Annotated in this window: 20 protein-coding genes; 15 read left to right on the top strand and 5 right to left on the bottom strand. The window is 33.7% G+C overall.

Features of this window, described 5'->3' with window-relative positions; all coding sequences use genetic code 11:
* Positions 1-386 precede the first annotated feature (386 nt).
* The 11 genes from ACFWM3_RS02895 to ACFWM3_RS02945 all read left to right on the top strand — a co-directional run bounded on the left by ACFWM3_RS02895 (position 387) and on the right by ACFWM3_RS02945 (position 9,576).
* Positions 387-2,123, top strand: coding sequence for an aromatic amino acid hydroxylase (locus ACFWM3_RS02895; protein ID WP_390310127.1), 1,737 nt, complete (start codon positions 387-389; stop codon positions 2,121-2,123).
* Positions 2,124-2,235: 112 nt separating this feature from the next.
* Positions 2,236-2,604, top strand: coding sequence for a VOC family protein (locus ACFWM3_RS02900; protein WP_025568995.1), 369 nt, complete (start codon positions 2,236-2,238; stop codon positions 2,602-2,604).
* Between the two features lie 120 nt (positions 2,605-2,724).
* Positions 2,725-3,516: a YwqG family protein gene (locus ACFWM3_RS02905; RefSeq protein ID WP_390310128.1), complete on the top strand. Its 792-nt coding sequence runs from the start codon at positions 2,725-2,727 to the stop codon at positions 3,514-3,516.
* 148 nt (positions 3,517-3,664) lie between these two features.
* Positions 3,665-4,651 (top strand): GNAT family N-acetyltransferase, encoded by a 987-nt coding sequence (locus ACFWM3_RS02910; RefSeq protein ID WP_390310130.1) that lies wholly within the window; start codon positions 3,665-3,667, stop codon positions 4,649-4,651.
* 42 nt (positions 4,652-4,693) lie between these two features.
* Entirely contained in the window at positions 4,694-5,236 is a 543-nt protein-coding gene (locus tag ACFWM3_RS02915; protein ID WP_390310132.1) for a GNAT family N-acetyltransferase, read from the top strand.
* 26 nt (positions 5,237-5,262) lie between these two features.
* The gene (locus tag ACFWM3_RS02920) at positions 5,263-5,706 is read left to right on the top strand and encodes an SRPBCC family protein (RefSeq protein ID WP_056469704.1); all 444 of its coding nucleotides are present in this window, start codon (positions 5,263-5,265) and stop codon (positions 5,704-5,706) included.
* Positions 5,707-5,708: 2 nt separating this feature from the next.
* Positions 5,709-6,827, top strand: a complete 1,119-nt coding sequence (locus ACFWM3_RS02925) for a GAF domain-containing sensor histidine kinase (RefSeq protein WP_390310134.1) — start codon at positions 5,709-5,711, stop codon at positions 6,825-6,827.
* 13 nt (positions 6,828-6,840) lie between these two features.
* On the top strand, positions 6,841-7,488 hold the full coding sequence (locus tag ACFWM3_RS02930; protein WP_056469707.1) for a response regulator: 648 nt from the start codon (positions 6,841-6,843) through the stop codon (positions 7,486-7,488).
* A 48-nt stretch (positions 7,489-7,536) separates the two neighbouring features.
* The gene (gene panE / locus ACFWM3_RS02935) at positions 7,537-8,475 is read left to right on the top strand and encodes a 2-dehydropantoate 2-reductase (RefSeq protein ID WP_390310136.1); all 939 of its coding nucleotides are present in this window, start codon (positions 7,537-7,539) and stop codon (positions 8,473-8,475) included.
* 133 nt (positions 8,476-8,608) lie between these two features.
* Positions 8,609-9,157, top strand: a complete 549-nt coding sequence (locus tag ACFWM3_RS02940; RefSeq protein WP_390310137.1) for an NADPH-dependent FMN reductase — start codon at positions 8,609-8,611, stop codon at positions 9,155-9,157.
* A 17-nt stretch (positions 9,158-9,174) separates the two neighbouring features.
* Complete coding sequence (locus tag ACFWM3_RS02945) at positions 9,175-9,576, top strand: VOC family protein (RefSeq protein WP_390310138.1); 402 nt, start codon at positions 9,175-9,177, stop codon at positions 9,574-9,576.
* A gap of 181 nt (positions 9,577-9,757) precedes the next feature.
* Here ACFWM3_RS02945 and ACFWM3_RS02950 read toward each other — a convergent pair whose 3' ends face one another.
* Positions 9,758-10,189 (bottom strand): YmaF family protein, encoded by a 432-nt coding sequence (locus ACFWM3_RS02950; RefSeq protein ID WP_390310139.1) that lies wholly within the window; start codon positions 10,187-10,189, stop codon positions 9,758-9,760.
* 174 nt (positions 10,190-10,363) lie between these two features.
* Here ACFWM3_RS02950 and ACFWM3_RS02955 point away from each other — a divergent pair, with 174 nt between their 5' ends.
* Entirely contained in the window at positions 10,364-10,834 is a 471-nt protein-coding gene (locus ACFWM3_RS02955; protein WP_390310141.1) for an Lrp/AsnC family transcriptional regulator, read from the top strand.
* A gap of 10 nt (positions 10,835-10,844) precedes the next feature.
* Positions 10,845-11,459 carry a LysE family translocator gene (locus tag ACFWM3_RS02960; protein ID WP_390310142.1) on the top strand — a complete coding sequence of 205 codons (615 nt, stop codon included), beginning with the start codon at positions 10,845-10,847 and terminating at the stop codon, positions 11,457-11,459.
* Between the two features lie 145 nt (positions 11,460-11,604).
* Here the strand turns inward: ACFWM3_RS02960 and ACFWM3_RS02965 are convergent, their stop codons facing one another.
* A complete protein-coding gene (locus ACFWM3_RS02965; RefSeq protein ID WP_390310144.1) occupies positions 11,605-11,856 on the bottom strand; it encodes a hypothetical protein in 252 nt (83 codons plus the stop codon).
* A 273-nt stretch (positions 11,857-12,129) separates the two neighbouring features.
* Between ACFWM3_RS02965 and ACFWM3_RS02970 the strand changes: the two genes are divergently transcribed.
* Together ACFWM3_RS02970 and ACFWM3_RS02975 are read left to right on the top strand one after the other, a co-directional pair.
* Positions 12,130-12,558 carry an Rrf2 family transcriptional regulator gene (locus tag ACFWM3_RS02970; protein WP_056469736.1) on the top strand — a complete coding sequence of 143 codons (429 nt, stop codon included), beginning with the start codon at positions 12,130-12,132 and terminating at the stop codon, positions 12,556-12,558.
* 140 nt (positions 12,559-12,698) lie between these two features.
* Positions 12,699-13,340, top strand: coding sequence for an NAD(P)-dependent oxidoreductase (locus ACFWM3_RS02975; RefSeq protein ID WP_390310146.1), 642 nt, complete (start codon positions 12,699-12,701; stop codon positions 13,338-13,340).
* Positions 13,341-13,450: 110 nt separating this feature from the next.
* Here ACFWM3_RS02975 and ACFWM3_RS02980 read toward each other — a convergent pair whose 3' ends face one another.
* Genes ACFWM3_RS02980 through ACFWM3_RS02990 form a run of 3 tightly spaced genes read right to left on the bottom strand, consistent with a single transcriptional unit; the run spans position 13,451 to position 14,825 of the window.
* Positions 13,451-14,083 (bottom strand): hypothetical protein, encoded by a 633-nt coding sequence (locus tag ACFWM3_RS02980; protein WP_056469740.1) that lies wholly within the window; start codon positions 14,081-14,083, stop codon positions 13,451-13,453.
* 11 nt (positions 14,084-14,094) lie between these two features.
* A complete protein-coding gene (locus tag ACFWM3_RS02985; protein WP_056469743.1) occupies positions 14,095-14,499 on the bottom strand; it encodes a permease prefix domain 1-containing protein in 405 nt (134 codons plus the stop codon).
* The gene (locus ACFWM3_RS02990) at positions 14,499-14,825 is read right to left on the bottom strand and encodes a PadR family transcriptional regulator (protein ID WP_056469746.1); all 327 of its coding nucleotides are present in this window, start codon (positions 14,823-14,825) and stop codon (positions 14,499-14,501) included. Before ACFWM3_RS02990 ends, ACFWM3_RS02985 begins: the two co-directional genes overlap by 1 nt.
* Positions 14,826-14,917: the final 92 nt, after the last annotated feature.

Below are 14,917 nucleotides of genomic sequence, written 5' to 3' on the forward strand. Positions count from 1 at the left end.
CGGGGCTGAGCAAACGCCTTCCACATTTCGTGTTGTCTAGTTCCAGGCGTTAGCCCCTCGAGGTCATAAGCCAAAGTTCAATAAAGGTAAAAACCAACCTTTATCGGCCTTTGTCTCATGCTTGTCGGGGCTTTAGCAAACGCCTTCCACATTTCGTATTTGAAAGGAGTGATGTGTTTGGTTGATTATGATTATGTATACCGAATAAAAAAAAAATTTGTAGAAAGAAGGAGTAATTTGGAAAAAGTAGAAATGGTTAAATGATGGAAACTTGCTTAAAAATGCTCAAAAAAGCTTTTAGCAAGATATAGATAGAACGGGTATTTTTAAGAAAGTAGAGTAATAGATTTTTAAGTGAAATAATTTTAAAAAGGGGAATTGATGACATGAAAGAAGCAGCTTTTGAAACAAAAATAATACCACCTCATTTGAAACAATACTTATCGGAGCAAAATTATGATCTTTACACGCCAATTGATCATGCTGTATGGCGCTATGTAATGCGACAAAATCATCATGCATTAAAAGATAAAGCACATTCTGCATTTGTCGATGGACTAAAAATGTCAGGAATTGAAACGGAAAAAATTCCAAATGTAGCTGAAATGAACGAGTGCCTTTCAAAAATCGGTTGGGGCGCAGGAATCGTTAATGGATTAATTCCAGGCGCTGCATTTTTTGAACTATTAGCAAATGGTATTTTACCAATCGCAACTGAAATTAGACAAATAACGAATATAGAATATACACCTGCTCCGGATATTATTCATGAGGCTGCAGGACACGCGCCAATATTATTTGATCCTGTATTTAGAGAGTACGTACAAAAAATTGGATCAATTGGTGCAAAGGCATTTGCTACAAAAGAAAAACAAGAACTATTTGAAGCAGTTAGAAATTTAACGATTGTAATGGAAGATCCAAAATCGACTCCAGAAGAAAAAGCTGCTGCACAAAGATTAGTTGAAGAAAGACAAAAAGCAATTGTTGGAATTTCAGAAGCTGAAAAAATTTCACGCGTATTCTGGAGAACAGTTGAATATGGTTTAATAGGTGAACTAGATAATCCAAAAATTTACGGTGCTGGTTTATTATCATCAGTAGGTGAAAGCACACATTGCTTTACAGATGCAGTTGAAAGATTACCTTTCTCTATTGAAGCTTCTACATTACAACCGAAAAATATAACTGAAATGCAAGCACAATTATTTGTATGCAAAGATTTCGATGAATTAATGCAAGGTGCTGAGGAATTAGCAAGCACTATGGCATTCCGTGTAGGTGGTACTGAAAGTTTAGATAAAGCTCTTAAATCGAAAACTGTTGCTACATTTGAATTAAATTCTGGATTAAGTGTAACTGGTATTGTTCATGCAATCGTTAAAGACGAAAATGGTGAAGCAATTTACGTTAATACAACTGGCGAAACAGCACTTTCAATAAACAATAAGCAATTAGAAGGTCACGGAAAAGACTACCATGCTAAAGGATTTGGTACGCCAATTGGACTTCTAAAAGGAAATATTGAATTAGAAGAATGTGATGATGCTGCACTTAAAAATTTAGGTATTGTCGTAGGGAACTTTGTTGATTTAGAATTCTTAAGCAATGTAAGCGCTTCCGGAAGAATTGTGAATATCATTAAAAATGAAGATAAAGTTGCATTAATCTCATTTGAAGACTGCACTGTTACTTACGAAGGAAAAGAATTATTCAAAAAAGAGTGGGGAACTTTTGATATGGCAGTTGGTTCTCGAGTTGAATCAGCATACCCTGGTGCAGCAGATCCAACGTCTTACTTTAGTGATTCAATTAAAGAAGTAGAGTTCGTAATGGAAACACCAGCCCCATTAACTGAATTAGAAAAATTATATAAAGAAGTCAGAGTAATTAGAGAAAAGAATACATTCTGTGATGACTGTATTTCTAAACTAATTGCTGTGCATAACGAACTTAATCGTGAACACCAAAGTGATTGGTTATTACGATTAGAATTACTTGAAATAGCTATAGTTAATGCTAAATTAGCGCAAATTGTTGAACCATTAAAAGCTGAATTGGAAGCATTAAGAAAAGAAGATTCTTTAAAGAATCTTATTACAAATGGCTTAAAGCTAGTTTGATAAGTTGGAATATTGGGAAAAGCGTTACTTCTATAGAGGTAATGCTTTTCTTATTTTTTAGTTCTGGTACTCTAAAGATATAAACTTTTCATAATGAGAGAGGTGCTAATCAATGGCATTTGAAGTAAAAGGAATTGACCATATTCAATTAGTTTGTCCAAAGGGTGGAGAGGACGAAGCTAGAAAATTTTATAATGGAATTTTAGGAATGAAGGAATTGCCAAAGCCGGAAAATTTAAAAGGCAGAGGTGGATGCTGGTTTATTTGTGGTAATCAAGAAATTCATATTAGTATTCAAGAAGATTTTATAGCACCTAAAAAAGCTCATCCTGGTTTAATTGTTACAAACATAGAGGCATTAAGAGAGCAACTCCTTCAACTCAACTTTGAAATCAAAGAGGAACCACCAATAGAAGGTCGTACTCGCTTTTTTGTTAATGATCCATTTGGGAACAGAGTCGAGTTTTTAGAATTTCATTAAGAAATAATTGCTAACCACTGTATATAAACAGTGGTTTTTTACTTTTAATCAGAGATTTATCGAGAATTAAATTGTTAAAATTGATATGATTTAATTATCAAATACAAAAGAAGGTGCCCCGTGATTAAACAATTAAAGTTACCGAAAGAGTTACAGATTTATAAAGAAACAATTGAGTCTACTGTTAAAGATTCAGTTGAAATTGAGCCAATCGTAAGAAAGACTTCTTTAATAGAAAGTAAGTTTTCAGGAGTCCCTTATTTTCCATCTAGTACGGAGTATCCAAAGGATGAAAACGAGGAGCCTATGAAATTACTTGCTCAGATTAATTTTTCTGAGTTGCCTAAAATGGAAAATTTTCCAACATCGGGATTACTTCAATTTTATATAGCGATTGATGATCTGTATGGGCAAGATTTTGAACATCCAACAAGTCAAAAAAGCTTTAGGGTTATCTATCATGAAAATTTAAATGAAACAAACCTAATTGAAGATTTCTCTTTTATAACTGTAGAAGATGAATTTCCAATTGGAAAAGAAGCAGCAATGCATTTTGAATTAACAGCTCAACCAATATCCCCTGAAGCAATGGACTTTGAGAAAATCGACTTAGACGTACCGTTTGACGCAGAAATTGATCATGAGGATTATGAAGAGCTAGGTGAGCTTTATTTTGAATACTTTAGTGGAGATGGTCATCGAATTGGAGGGTATCCATACTTTACTCAGTCAGATCCAAGAGATTATGTTAAAAAAACTGAAAATCACTCTATCTTGTTATTACAAATTGATAGTGATGATACGATTGAATGTATGTTTGGCGATGTTGGTGTAGCGAATTTCTTTATTAAAAAAGAGGATTTGTTAAAAAAGGATTTTACTAATGTCCTATACACATGGGATTGCTGCTGAATTTTACTAGATGAAAGAGAGCATTATCCAGCTATAAGCAGGAAGTAGTGAACTTTTTATGGAACTAGTAATGAGTGAATGAAATGATAATTTAAATAGTCGGAATTATTGAGTAGTTACACTTGTAAAAGTTGCAAGGAGGTTTGTTATGAAATTTATCGCATTCGAAAATATACACTTAGATGAAGCGGCTAGTCTCTTGGCTATCCGTCATATGTATGACCGAAGTATAAACCCTGAATTACCATCTAAATTTGAAGAGGCTACATATGCTAAGAAAGCTATTGAGGCGCTTTTTAATGAAAAGGATAGTTTTGGTATTGCAGCGATGAATGATTCTGAGTTAGTTGGCTATATGATTGGGTCAATTCAAACAGATAAAAATCGAGAACGTCATACTTGGATTAAGTATGCAGGGATGGCGATAGCAGAAAGTGAAGATGCAGAATTATATCGTGAGTTATATGTAGAGTTTGCGAAGAAAATGGTAGAGCTTGGTTCGTTTAATCATTATGTAATGGTTCCAAGTGGAAATAAGTCGACTTTAGATGCATGGTTTCACTTAGGGTTTGCTTATGAGCAGGTTCATGGAATACGTGATTTGTCAGTTTCGTCGGAAAGAGTATTTGAAGATATACAGATTCGAGTGGCTACTAGTGAAGATGAAAAAAGAATACGTGAATTAGCAACTGTGATCATGGAACACCAAGCAAAATCACCGGTATTTGCACCAGGGTTTATTGAAGAAAGAGAGGACTATCAGGAAGGTTACGCAGAAATCATTAATGATGAAGCCGCAACTTTATGGTTAGCTCTCTATAAAAATGAGATTGTAGGTTTTCAAGTATTTGAATCAGCGGCAGCATCTGATGAGAATTTATTAACACCTGAATCTTGCATTAGTTTAGTAGTGGGAGCAACGGTCGAAACTTCTCGCGGAATGGGCGTTAGCACGGCCTTACTACAGCATGGACTTACGTTTGCTGACAAAGAAGGCTATAAACTGTGCGAAACAGATTGGAGAATAACGAATTTAGAATCCTCGAGATTCTGGCCAAAAAATGGTTTTAAACCGATAGCGTACCGTCTAGTCCGTAAGATAGATCCAAGAATAATATGGGCAACAGGCGTTTAATGGGTCAGGAAAAGCAGGGGAATTAGGGAGTGTAGGAAACAGATGAAATTAGTTGGTAATAATATATATTTAAGACAGTTAGAAGTCGCAGATGCTGAGGATTTTTTATCATACGAAGTTCGAAATAGAGAGTTTTTTAAACCTTTTACATATATAAAAGACGAGAGTTTCTATACTTTGGAAGCTCAGCAGGATCGCATTAAGTCATATAAAGAGAAAAGCGACAATGATCTGTATTATGGCTTTGGTATCTTTTTAAAGGAAACAAATGCTTTTATAGGTTTTACGATGCTAGCAGAGGTTTTAAGAGGAGATTTACAAAGTTGTTTTGTTGGTTATTCTTTAGATGAACAACAAAATGGTAAAGGATATACAACTGAAGCTGCAAAGTTAGTTGTAGAATATGCCTTTAATGAAATAAAATTACATCGCATTGAAGCAGGTGTAATGCCTCATAATATTGGTTCAATTAGGGTATTAGAAAAGGCTGGTTTCCATAAAGAGGGCATTGCCAAGAAAAATGTCCGTATAAATGGGAAGTGGGAAGATCACCAAATGCTAGCTATTATTAATGAAAATGAATAACTATCTAACTTTTTGGAGGGATTAATATGAATATTATTAGTTATCCAGATTTATCGAATAGACCACATAGTCTCACTGTGGAACGAGTAATGGAAAATTCAATAGATGTATTGTATGAGGCTTGGACAAAAAGATTTGGAGATTGGTTTGCTGCGCCAGGTTCGGTGATTATGAAGGCAGAGGTTAATTCTGTATTTTTCTTTGAGACGCATTTTGAAGATAAACGTCATCCTCATTATGGTCGCTTTTTAAAGCTTGAGCACAATCAACTTGTAGAGATTACTTGGTTCACTTCAGGATCAAAAGCAGAGACTGTAGTCACTGTAGAGTTTTCTACAGATGAAAGTGGAGCAGCAGTTATTAAATTGACACATGCGGGATTCCCAGATGAATTATCAAGAGACCAACACGAGCAAGCGTGGCCGATGGTGCTTGAACAACTTGATCGTCGAATGAAGGAATTAGCATAAGTATGAAAAAAGAATCATTTCTTTTAGAGCTACAAGTATTAAAAGAAATTGCAGAAATATTAAACGAGGGTACTGATTTACACAGTACCCTCAATTGTGCCTTAGCCAAATTAGTTCAAGTTACGGGTCTAGATACAGGATGGATTTTTTTAATTGATAAAAATGGAGATTTTGAATTAGTCGCTTCACATGAATTACCCCCAGCTCTCATGAACGAAGAAGCTAAGCCAATGTGCAATGGAGATTGTTGGTGTGTAAATAAATATAATACAGGCAGACTTAATAAGGCATCAAACATTATGGAATGTAAAAGATTAGAAGACTCACTTATTCATAATTGGGGAGAAACAAATGGTATCACCCATCATGCGACTGTACCACTGCAAGCAGGTGAAGAATCTTTTGGTTTATTAAATGTTGCTGCTTCTAATAAATTAAAATTTGATCAGGAAGAATTGAATTTACTAGGTGCAGTTGCGTTGCAAATTGGAACGGCAATTAAACGAATTCAATTAACTGAAAAGGTAAAAGAGTTTGAGTTGATTCAAGAACGAAATCGTCTTGCAAAGGACTTACACGACTCAGTTAGTCAATTATTGTTTTCAATTAATGTAACTGCTAAAGCAGGTGCAAATGTATCCGACAGTCCGAAGTTAAAGGATACTTTTAATCATATTCAACAAATTGCCCAAGAAGCGCAAGCAGAAATGAAAGCTTTAATATGGCAGCTTAGACCACAAGGTATTGAAAAAGGAATAGTTAGCGCATTAATTAACTATGGTGAAATGCTAGGATTAAAAGTAATTAGTAATATAAAAGGAACAACGATCTTACCTTCTAAAATAGAAGAAACGTTATGGCGTGTAGGTCAGGAAGCGTTTAATAATTGTAGAAAACATTCAGGACAAAATACGGTATATTTACAGTTATCAATCAGTACTAAGAAAGCAAAAATGACGATTCGAGATCAGGGTGTAGGTTTTATATGCCCAAAGGCCGTACAAATCCCAACATTAGGTTTGAAAAGTATGAAGGAAAGAGTCGAATCGATAAAAGGGTCGTTTTTAGTTGAAAGTGATTTGAATAAAGGAACAAAAATTACGACGAATATCCCTTTTTAAGAAGGAGAGTTTTATGTCTATTAAAATATTAATTGCTGATGATCATCATGTAGTTAGGAGAGGACTTATTTTCTTCTTAAATACGCAAGATGATATTGAGGTTATCGGAGAAGCATCGAACGGAGAAGAGGCATTAAGCTTAGTAAAAGAGTTAAGACCTGATATTGTTATCATGGATTTAGCGATGCCAGTTCTAGATGGAATTGAGGCAACCAAAAGAATAAAAATAGAGGGTTTAGCTGTAAAAGTAATGATATTAACTAGTTTTTATGATCAAGATCATATTTTACCTGCTATTGAAGCGGGTGCAGCTGGTTATTATTTAAAAGATAGTGACCCAGATGAGCTCGTTTCCGCAATCCGAAAGATACATGATGGGGAAAAACAGTTTCATTCAAAGGTTACGACGCAATTAGTTTCTGCTTTAACTGGGAAGATAGAAACGAAGAACGATGAGTCATTTCAAGATAAATTAACAAAACGAGAAATGGATGTATTGAAGGAAATAACGAGGGGAAAAAGTAATAAAGAAATAGCAGCATCTTTATTTATTACAGAAAAAACTGTAAAAACTCATGTTTCGAATATTTTAGCAAAGACTCAGCTTCAAGATCGAACTCAACTGGCACTTTACGCAGTTCGAAATGGGATTTTGAAATAGACATTAGCAAGTTCAGATTTTTAATTTTTAATAGAAAGGAAGAGTTTGATGCGAATTCTTGTATTAGGAGCTGGAGGAATTGGCGGCTATTTTGGAGGACGCTTAGTAGAAAAGGGTGAAGATGTTACATTTCTAGTACGAGCTAATCGGAAAAAGCAGCTAGAGGAAAATGGTTTGGTCATTCGTAGTGTTAATGGTGATTTTTCATTTCAACCGAATCTAATTTCGGCAAAGAGTCCTGCAGAGATTTTTGATATTGTGCTTTTCTCGACTAAGTCATATCATTTAAGCGATGCTATTTTGGATGTAAAACCGTTTGTAGGTGATCAAACTGTTATTTTACCTCTTTTGAATGGGATTGCTCATCTAAATCCTTTAAAACAGGCCTTTGGTGAAGAAAAGGTTATAGGCGGTTTATGTTTTATTGAAACAACTTTGAATGAAGCTGGGGAAGTTGCTCAAACAAGTAAAGCATCTAGACTTGTATTTGGTGAATTCTTAAGTAAAGAAACTGACCGTATTAAAAGAATTGCTGATGCATTTAACGGTTCAAAAGCTGACTTTGTCCATAGTAAACAGATTGAACGTGATATGTGGCATAAATATTTGTTTATTACTGTAATGTCTGGTGTTACATCACTTATGCGTGCTCCTATTGGTCCAATTAGAGAAAGTGATGGTGGAAGAGCTACGATCCGTGAATTATTTGAAGAATGCGCTAATATTATGAGGTCCCATGGTGCACCGATTTCTGAAAGTATTGTGGATGAGCATATGAAATCAATCGATGCACTTGGATATGATATGAAGTCCTCTTTGCAGAGGGATATGGAAAAAGGTTCCTTAGTAGAAGGGGATCATTTGCAAGGGTATTTACTAGAACTTGCAAAGGAAAAGGGTATAACTGCTAAATTACTTGAATTAGTTTATCAAAATATTAAAGTTTATCAAAAAATGAATCAAGAAACCGAACGTCTATCTATTTGAAATCTACAACTTTAGTTGTAGATTTTTTTTATTTTTATCTACTCCTAAACGTGTAGAAAAGTTCTATCAAACGACTGAAGTTTGGACCTTATTAATTGACTATACTAAAGGTACAAATTAAAGGAGTGGAAATATGAATATTATAATGATTAATGGTAGCCCAAGAAAAGAAGGTCGTACAGGTAAATTAACTACAATCATCTCGAAAAAATACAATGTAAAAACAATTGATTTAAGTGAACTAGTATTACCAATTTATAATGGTCAAGAAGAACAAAATGAAATAGCAAATATCCAAAAGCTAAGATCACAGCTAGAAAATGCTGATGCTATGGTCATTGCAACACCGGAATATCATGGTGGAATGAGTGGTGCATTAAAAAACGCTTTTGACTTTTTAGGTAGTAAGCATTTTAAAGATAAGCCAGTTGCAATATTGGCTGTAGCTGGTGGAGGAAAGGGTGGAATTAATGCACTTAACAATATGAGAATTGTTTTAAGAGCATTGTATGCAAATGTTTTATCGAAACAAGTTGTGATTGATCCATCAGATTTTATATCAGAAGGTACTGCGTTAGAAGAAAACACATCATATTCAGTAGATAGCTTATTTCAAGAATTGAAGCTCTATACACAAATATCAAAAAAGCTAAATGAAGAATGGGTAGCATCAAATTATTAAAGGATAAGGTGATGACAATGAAAAACTGGGTTCAGTTTAGAATTGCAAGACCTACAAACCAATTAGCTGAAATAAGTAAATTCTATGGTGAAGGGCTTGGATTAAAAAAAGTGGGCAGTTTTCAAAATCATAATGGGTATGATGGAATCATGTTTGGATTACCTGATGTTGAATACCATTTAGAATTTACTCAACATATTGATGGAAGCCCATGTCCTGCCCCAACAAAGGATAATCTTTTAGTATTTTATATACCTAATAAAACTGAAATAGATCTTATCAAAAACCGATTAAATAATATGGGATATATAGACGTTGAACCTGAGAATCCTTATTGGCTTGGAAAAAGTATTACATTTGAAGATCCGGATGGATGGAGAATTGTGTTAATGAATACTGAAGGATTGAGAAATAGCTAAAGGACCTTCTATGGAAGGTCCTTTAGTTTGTTGAAATATCACATAGACAATATTGAAAAATACGAACACTTTTTGTTGATATAACGTTAAAATTTGTTGATAAGGAGTCGGAACATGAATTTAAAAAACTTATGTATATCAAGTTGAATAAAATATACATAAATTGAATTTTAATATTCCCCTATACTAATGGTCTATCTATTAAAGTAGCGAATTCAAGAGCATGTTCATGGTTATCAATGATCGTTGTCATTCCTTTGACAAAGTGAACATGCTTACCGTTTCCTACAGGAATAGGAGGGCCGGTTTCAATAATTACCTCGTGATGATGATCGAGAAAGTCCGTATTTACTACAATTCGATGTATATGACTGTGTCTTCCTACAGGAATGACCTCACTTGTAACTCCAGCAAAACGATGATTATGTCGATCGTCACCTTCTTCTGCCAGTTTAGTACTTGCTACAAACTCATGTACATGTGTTTGAGGCTTTTCTTCTTTGTGTTTTACTTCTTTCTCTTCATCAGGCTCTCTTTCATTTTCTTCATTAAGTTCTCTTTCTCTTTCTCTCTCTCTTAGTCTTCTTCGATATTCAAACGGGTCTCTTTTCATAAAATGACTCCCCTTTCGATAAAGATTGTCTTCTTTTTCATCTTATTAGTACCAGTAAATAAATATGTTTAATAAACGCGCATATTTAGAATATATTTTTACTTGGGAATATTGAATTACTTTCAGAAAATAAGTAAAATAGGATAAATACTTATAAAAAGAAGGTAGTTATAGATGGATGCTTACGATTTGAAAATTATTAATCATTTAATGGATAATTCTAGAATAAAGTGGGCTGATTTAGCTAGTGAGGTCGGTTTGTCAGCTCCGGCTACTGCTGAACGTGTTAATCGTTTAGTTGAACAAGGTGTAATTAAAGGATTTGGTGTTCTAGTTGATTCAGAAAAAGTTGGAAGTGAATTAACAGCATTTGTAGCTGTCTCACTTGAGCGACCTGAAAATCGAGCTCCTTTTTTAGAACTTGTTAATCAATTAGAGGAAGTACAGGAATGTCACCATATTGCAGGTGAAGATGATTATTTACTAAAAATAAGAAGTAGAAATACAAAAGACTTGGATCGTGTAATTAGCCATGAAATAAAAGGGTTAAAGGGAGTAATAAGAACAAAAACAACAATTGTAATGGATACATCGAAAGAAACCTTTCGACTGCCATTGCAAAAGCATAAATTTTCTATAGAGTAGGGAGGGCAACATGAATCTTGAATTTTATATTAAAGGCTTATTAATTGGTCTATCAATTGCCGCACCTGTTGGCCCAATTGGGGTACTGTGTATCCGTAGAACTTTAGCGTATGGAAGAATGGTTGGTTTAGTTTCTGGACTTGGGGCTGCTACTGCTGATGGTATTTATGGTTTAGTTGCAGGCTTTGGATTAACTATCATTATGAATTTTTTAATTGGTCAACATTTTTGGATTCAGTTAATCGGTGGTATATTCCTATGTTATTTAGGTGTAAAAACAATTATTTCAAAAGCCAGCTATACTCAATCTGATACACAGAAGAAAAATATGATTAATGCATTTTTATCGGTTTTATTTTTAACGCTGACAAACCCAATGACGATTCTATCATTTATCGCCATTTTTGCAGGATTAGGAATTTCGAATTCAGATAGCAATATTGCTTCGTCCATCATTTTAGTATTAGGTGTTTTTTGTGGTTCAAGTTTATGGTGGGTAATATTAAGCAGTGGGGTAGGGCTATTTAGATCTCGGATCAATGATCGGTCTTTAACATTAATTAACCGTTTATCAGGTATGATTATTATTATTTTTGGTGGTATAGCTTTGTATGGATTAATGTGAAATTTCACTTAGGATTAGTAAATAGCGGGTTTAATGATTGGTGTTTTAGGAATTATGTCACTTATTAAGTAAAGGAGGAAGCTATATACTAATAGCTCCCTTCTTATTGGTTCTTTGTGCTCTCTAGATTTGAATGGAAAGTCTTTTATTTATTGTAAAAAAACATAACATACCAAATTCCAATCGTTAGGAATGCTCCTAATGCGATAAATATTGCCTTATATACCCAATGAGGTAGGAAGAACAAGATAGCACCTATTCCGCTTACGCCATTTCCTCCAACACCACTGTTTTTTAAATCTGCATGAGCTTCTTTTTTATACATGATACCAAAACCAAGTAAAAACAAACCTATAATCGTAAAGCAAATTAGATAAGCAAGATCATTTCCATTCATTTTCTTCACCCTTGTATTAATGTTTCTTAATAACTTAAGGATAAGTTAGCTATTATAATTGTTCAACCATTTTTTTCCATTTTTGAATAAATTTTAACTACTATGGCACTGGTGTAAGTTTACCTCTAATAGTAGCTGTTAACGATTTTCTGCTGTTTAACTTGGCTTTATTAAATAAAAAAATATAAATTGATCATAAGTTTGTGTAAAATAAATAGTATTGACATATAATAATTGTTGTAACTATAATGGTTACATCGGAGGTTGAATCCTATGAAAATCAGTAGTCGTTTTACCGTTGCTGTTCATATTTTATCTTTAGTTACGATGGAGAATAGCACGCTTTGTACTTCCGAATGGATTGCAGGAAGTGTAAATACGAATCCAGTCGTAATTAGAAGAGTAATGGGAAAACTTAAGAATGCTGGGTTAATTCAAGTCCGTCGAGGAACTGGTGGAGCTTCACTTCATAAGCCTTTAAGTGAAATTACACTTTTAGATGTTTATAGAGCGGTTGAAGTTGTAGATGAAGGAGAACTTTTTCAATTTCATGATAAACCGAATCCGAATTGTCCAGTCGGTGCAAATATTCAAGCAGTGTTAGAGCTGATCTTAAATCGAGCACAAGAAGCAATGGAAAAAATACTGGACGAAGTTACTATGGAAGAATTAGTTACAGTATTAAGCAAAAAAATTGGATAATATCATTCAATTTTTTTTGTTAACGATGTAACTATAGTTGTTACATCTGTATATTATTTATATTTTTTTAAAGTGGTTGTAACCTCCTTTGTTACAACTGTGAGGTCAAAATAACTTAAATTTTAGGAGGAAGAAAAAAGATGAAAATTGGTATAATTGGAGCAACAGGAAAAGCAGGAAATCTTATTTTAAAAGAAGCGGTAGAAAGAGGCCATGAGGTAACAGCAATCGTAAGAAGTGCTTCTAAATTAACGAATAAAGAAGTACCAGTGTTGGAAAAGGATTTATTAGATTTAAATTCAAATGACTTAAAGCAATTTGATGTTGTTGTAAATGCATTTAAAGCAGCGGATGGTCAAGAGCATCTTTATATTGAAGCTGGGAATGTCTTAATAAATGCGTTAAAAGATGCCAAAGATACAAAATTAATCGTAGTTGGTGGAGCAGGAAGCTTGTATGTTGATGAAGACAAAACGATTCAATTAGTGGACACACCTGAATTTCCAAAAGAATATTATGCAACTGCATCAAATATGACAAAACATCTTCACGACTTACAAAAAACAACTGATATTAAGTGGACGTTTATTAGTCCAGCGGCATTTTTTGATCCGAATGGTAAGCGTACTGGAGCTTATCAAAAAGGAAAAGACAATTTTATTGTTAATAAAAAAGGTAATAGCTACGTAAGTTATGCTGACTATGCAATTGCATTACTAGACGAAATTGAAAATCCTCAACACTTAAATGAACGATTTACATTGGTTTCTGAAGCAGAATAAGCTTTTGTTTATGAAGCGATTCTTTATTAGAATCGCTTTTTGCTCTTTATAAAAATAAAAAGGACCTCATAATTTGAAGTCCACCAAGCTCAGGAGCGTACAATTAATACCTATATTTGTTTCTTTTTATAACTATAAAAATACATACTTAGAGGCCACCAAATAACTGCAAATATTGGATATACAGCCCAAATTGTATCTGGGGATGAAATGAGATTTACAATGATAAAGAAAATACTAATTAGAATGCTAGCTGTAAACGAAAAAGCTACAAACGCTTTTCTTTTTGCATGATAAATTGATAATGGCCACCAAATAATTGCGAATGCCGGATAAATGACCCAAGGATATTCTGGAGAGGCGATAAAATTCAATAACCCATAATATGCGATTGTAATGATACTGCCAAGGAGAGCAATCGGTAAAGTTCTAGCATTTTTACCTAAATACATGAAGACTGGCCAACTAATAATAGGGAAAGCAGCATAGAAAAACCAAAGATAATCAGGTGAGTGAATTAAGTTTTCCGTTAACAAGAATGCTAAGAGTACGATACTGCCAAAGAGTGAGAATTGCTTCATCGATCTTTTTCCAATGAAGTATAAACTAATTGGCCAAAATAAAATGAAAAAACATGGGTAAATGAACCAAATCGTGTTAGGAGATGTAATAAAATTTACGAGCATAAAAAAGACCATTGTCATAATACAGCCTGCAGTTGCAAAACCGATATAATTTTTCACTGATATTCACCTCACTTTTTACGTTGCCAGTAGAAATACATTGAAAGGGGCCACCATAATAATCCAAAGGTTGGATACACAAACCATATAGTCTTTGGAGTATAGTAAAAATTAATAAATAAGAAAAAAGCGATTAGTAAACCACTACCCCAAATTGAGTAAGATAAATTTAGCTTTGCAAAATTTGACTTTTTGCTATCTGGTTTTCTAACACCAAGTTCACTCTTTAATTCCTCAATATCACCAAATTCTACAATTGCTTTGTTTATAGCGTCTTCTTCTTCCTTACCATTTTCCATTAAAAACATGACTTTTTCTTCTAAGTTTTGAATGATCTCTTGCTTAACTATTTCTGATTGTTCAGTTTTAGGAACATCTTTAAATAGTTCTTCAATATGATTTCTAATTTTTTTCATTATATCTCCTCCATGAATAAATCAATTATTTCTTTTACTTCCTGCCATTCTTTTACTAATTCACTTAAATATGCTTTACCTAATGAAGTAATTTTGTAATATTTTCTTTTTCCACCGTGTGTAATATCGCCAAAATAAGCTTCCACTAATTCTTTTTTTTCTAAGCGCTGAAATACAGCGTATAATGTTGCTTCTTTTATTTGAAACCGATTGTCTGTCCGTAAACCAATTTCTTGAGAAATCTCATATCCGTAGCGGTCTTTCTCAGAAATGAGCTTTAATATGATTGAGTCAAGATGCCCGCGTATGATATCACTTCTAACCATAAATCCACCTTCTATAATATTATTCTATCTGATAGAGTAATGTTAACAATAATTACTCTACCTGTCAAAGTAATTTTATGTAATTCTGTTTA

This window comes from Gottfriedia sp. NPDC058432, from assembly GCF_042721555.1.
GTDB lineage: Bacteria > Bacillota > Bacilli > Bacillales > Bacillaceae_G > Gottfriedia.

What these genes read in the sequence shown, in the direction of transcription:
- ACFWM3_RS02895 (WP_390310127.1), top strand. Translation starts at nt 387, where the DNA reads ATGAAAGAAGCAGCTTTTGAAACAAAAATAATACCACCTCATTTGAAA.
- ACFWM3_RS02900 (WP_025568995.1), top strand. Translation starts at nt 2,236, where the DNA reads ATGGCATTTGAAGTAAAAGGAATTGACCATATTCAATTAGTTTGTCCA.
- ACFWM3_RS02910 (WP_390310130.1), top strand. Translation starts at nt 3,665, where the DNA reads ATGAAATTTATCGCATTCGAAAATATACACTTAGATGAAGCGGCTAGT.
- ACFWM3_RS02915 (WP_390310132.1), top strand. Translation starts at nt 4,694, where the DNA reads ATGAAATTAGTTGGTAATAATATATATTTAAGACAGTTAGAAGTCGCA.
- ACFWM3_RS02920 (WP_056469704.1), top strand. Translation starts at nt 5,263, where the DNA reads ATGAATATTATTAGTTATCCAGATTTATCGAATAGACCACATAGTCTC.
- ACFWM3_RS02925 (WP_390310134.1), top strand. Translation starts at nt 5,709, where the DNA reads ATGAAAAAAGAATCATTTCTTTTAGAGCTACAAGTATTAAAAGAAATT.
- ACFWM3_RS02930 (WP_056469707.1), top strand. Translation starts at nt 6,841, where the DNA reads ATGTCTATTAAAATATTAATTGCTGATGATCATCATGTAGTTAGGAGA.
- panE (WP_390310136.1), top strand. Translation starts at nt 7,537, where the DNA reads ATGCGAATTCTTGTATTAGGAGCTGGAGGAATTGGCGGCTATTTTGGA.
- ACFWM3_RS02940 (WP_390310137.1), top strand. Translation starts at nt 8,609, where the DNA reads ATGAATATTATAATGATTAATGGTAGCCCAAGAAAAGAAGGTCGTACA.
- ACFWM3_RS02945 (WP_390310138.1), top strand. Translation starts at nt 9,175, where the DNA reads ATGAAAAACTGGGTTCAGTTTAGAATTGCAAGACCTACAAACCAATTA.
- ACFWM3_RS02950 (WP_390310139.1), bottom strand. Translation starts at nt 10,189, where the DNA reads ATGAAAAGAGACCCGTTTGAATATCGAAGAAGACTAAGAGAGAGAGAA.
- ACFWM3_RS02955 (WP_390310141.1), top strand. Translation starts at nt 10,364, where the DNA reads ATGGATGCTTACGATTTGAAAATTATTAATCATTTAATGGATAATTCT.
- ACFWM3_RS02960 (WP_390310142.1), top strand. Translation starts at nt 10,845, where the DNA reads ATGAATCTTGAATTTTATATTAAAGGCTTATTAATTGGTCTATCAATT.
- ACFWM3_RS02965 (WP_390310144.1), bottom strand. Translation starts at nt 11,856, where the DNA reads ATGAATGGAAATGATCTTGCTTATCTAATTTGCTTTACGATTATAGGT.
- ACFWM3_RS02970 (WP_056469736.1), top strand. Translation starts at nt 12,130, where the DNA reads ATGAAAATCAGTAGTCGTTTTACCGTTGCTGTTCATATTTTATCTTTA.
- ACFWM3_RS02975 (WP_390310146.1), top strand. Translation starts at nt 12,699, where the DNA reads ATGAAAATTGGTATAATTGGAGCAACAGGAAAAGCAGGAAATCTTATT.
- ACFWM3_RS02985 (WP_056469743.1), bottom strand. Translation starts at nt 14,499, where the DNA reads ATGAAAAAAATTAGAAATCATATTGAAGAACTATTTAAAGATGTTCCT.
- ACFWM3_RS02990 (WP_056469746.1), bottom strand. Translation starts at nt 14,825, where the DNA reads ATGGTTAGAAGTGATATCATACGCGGGCATCTTGACTCAATCATATTA.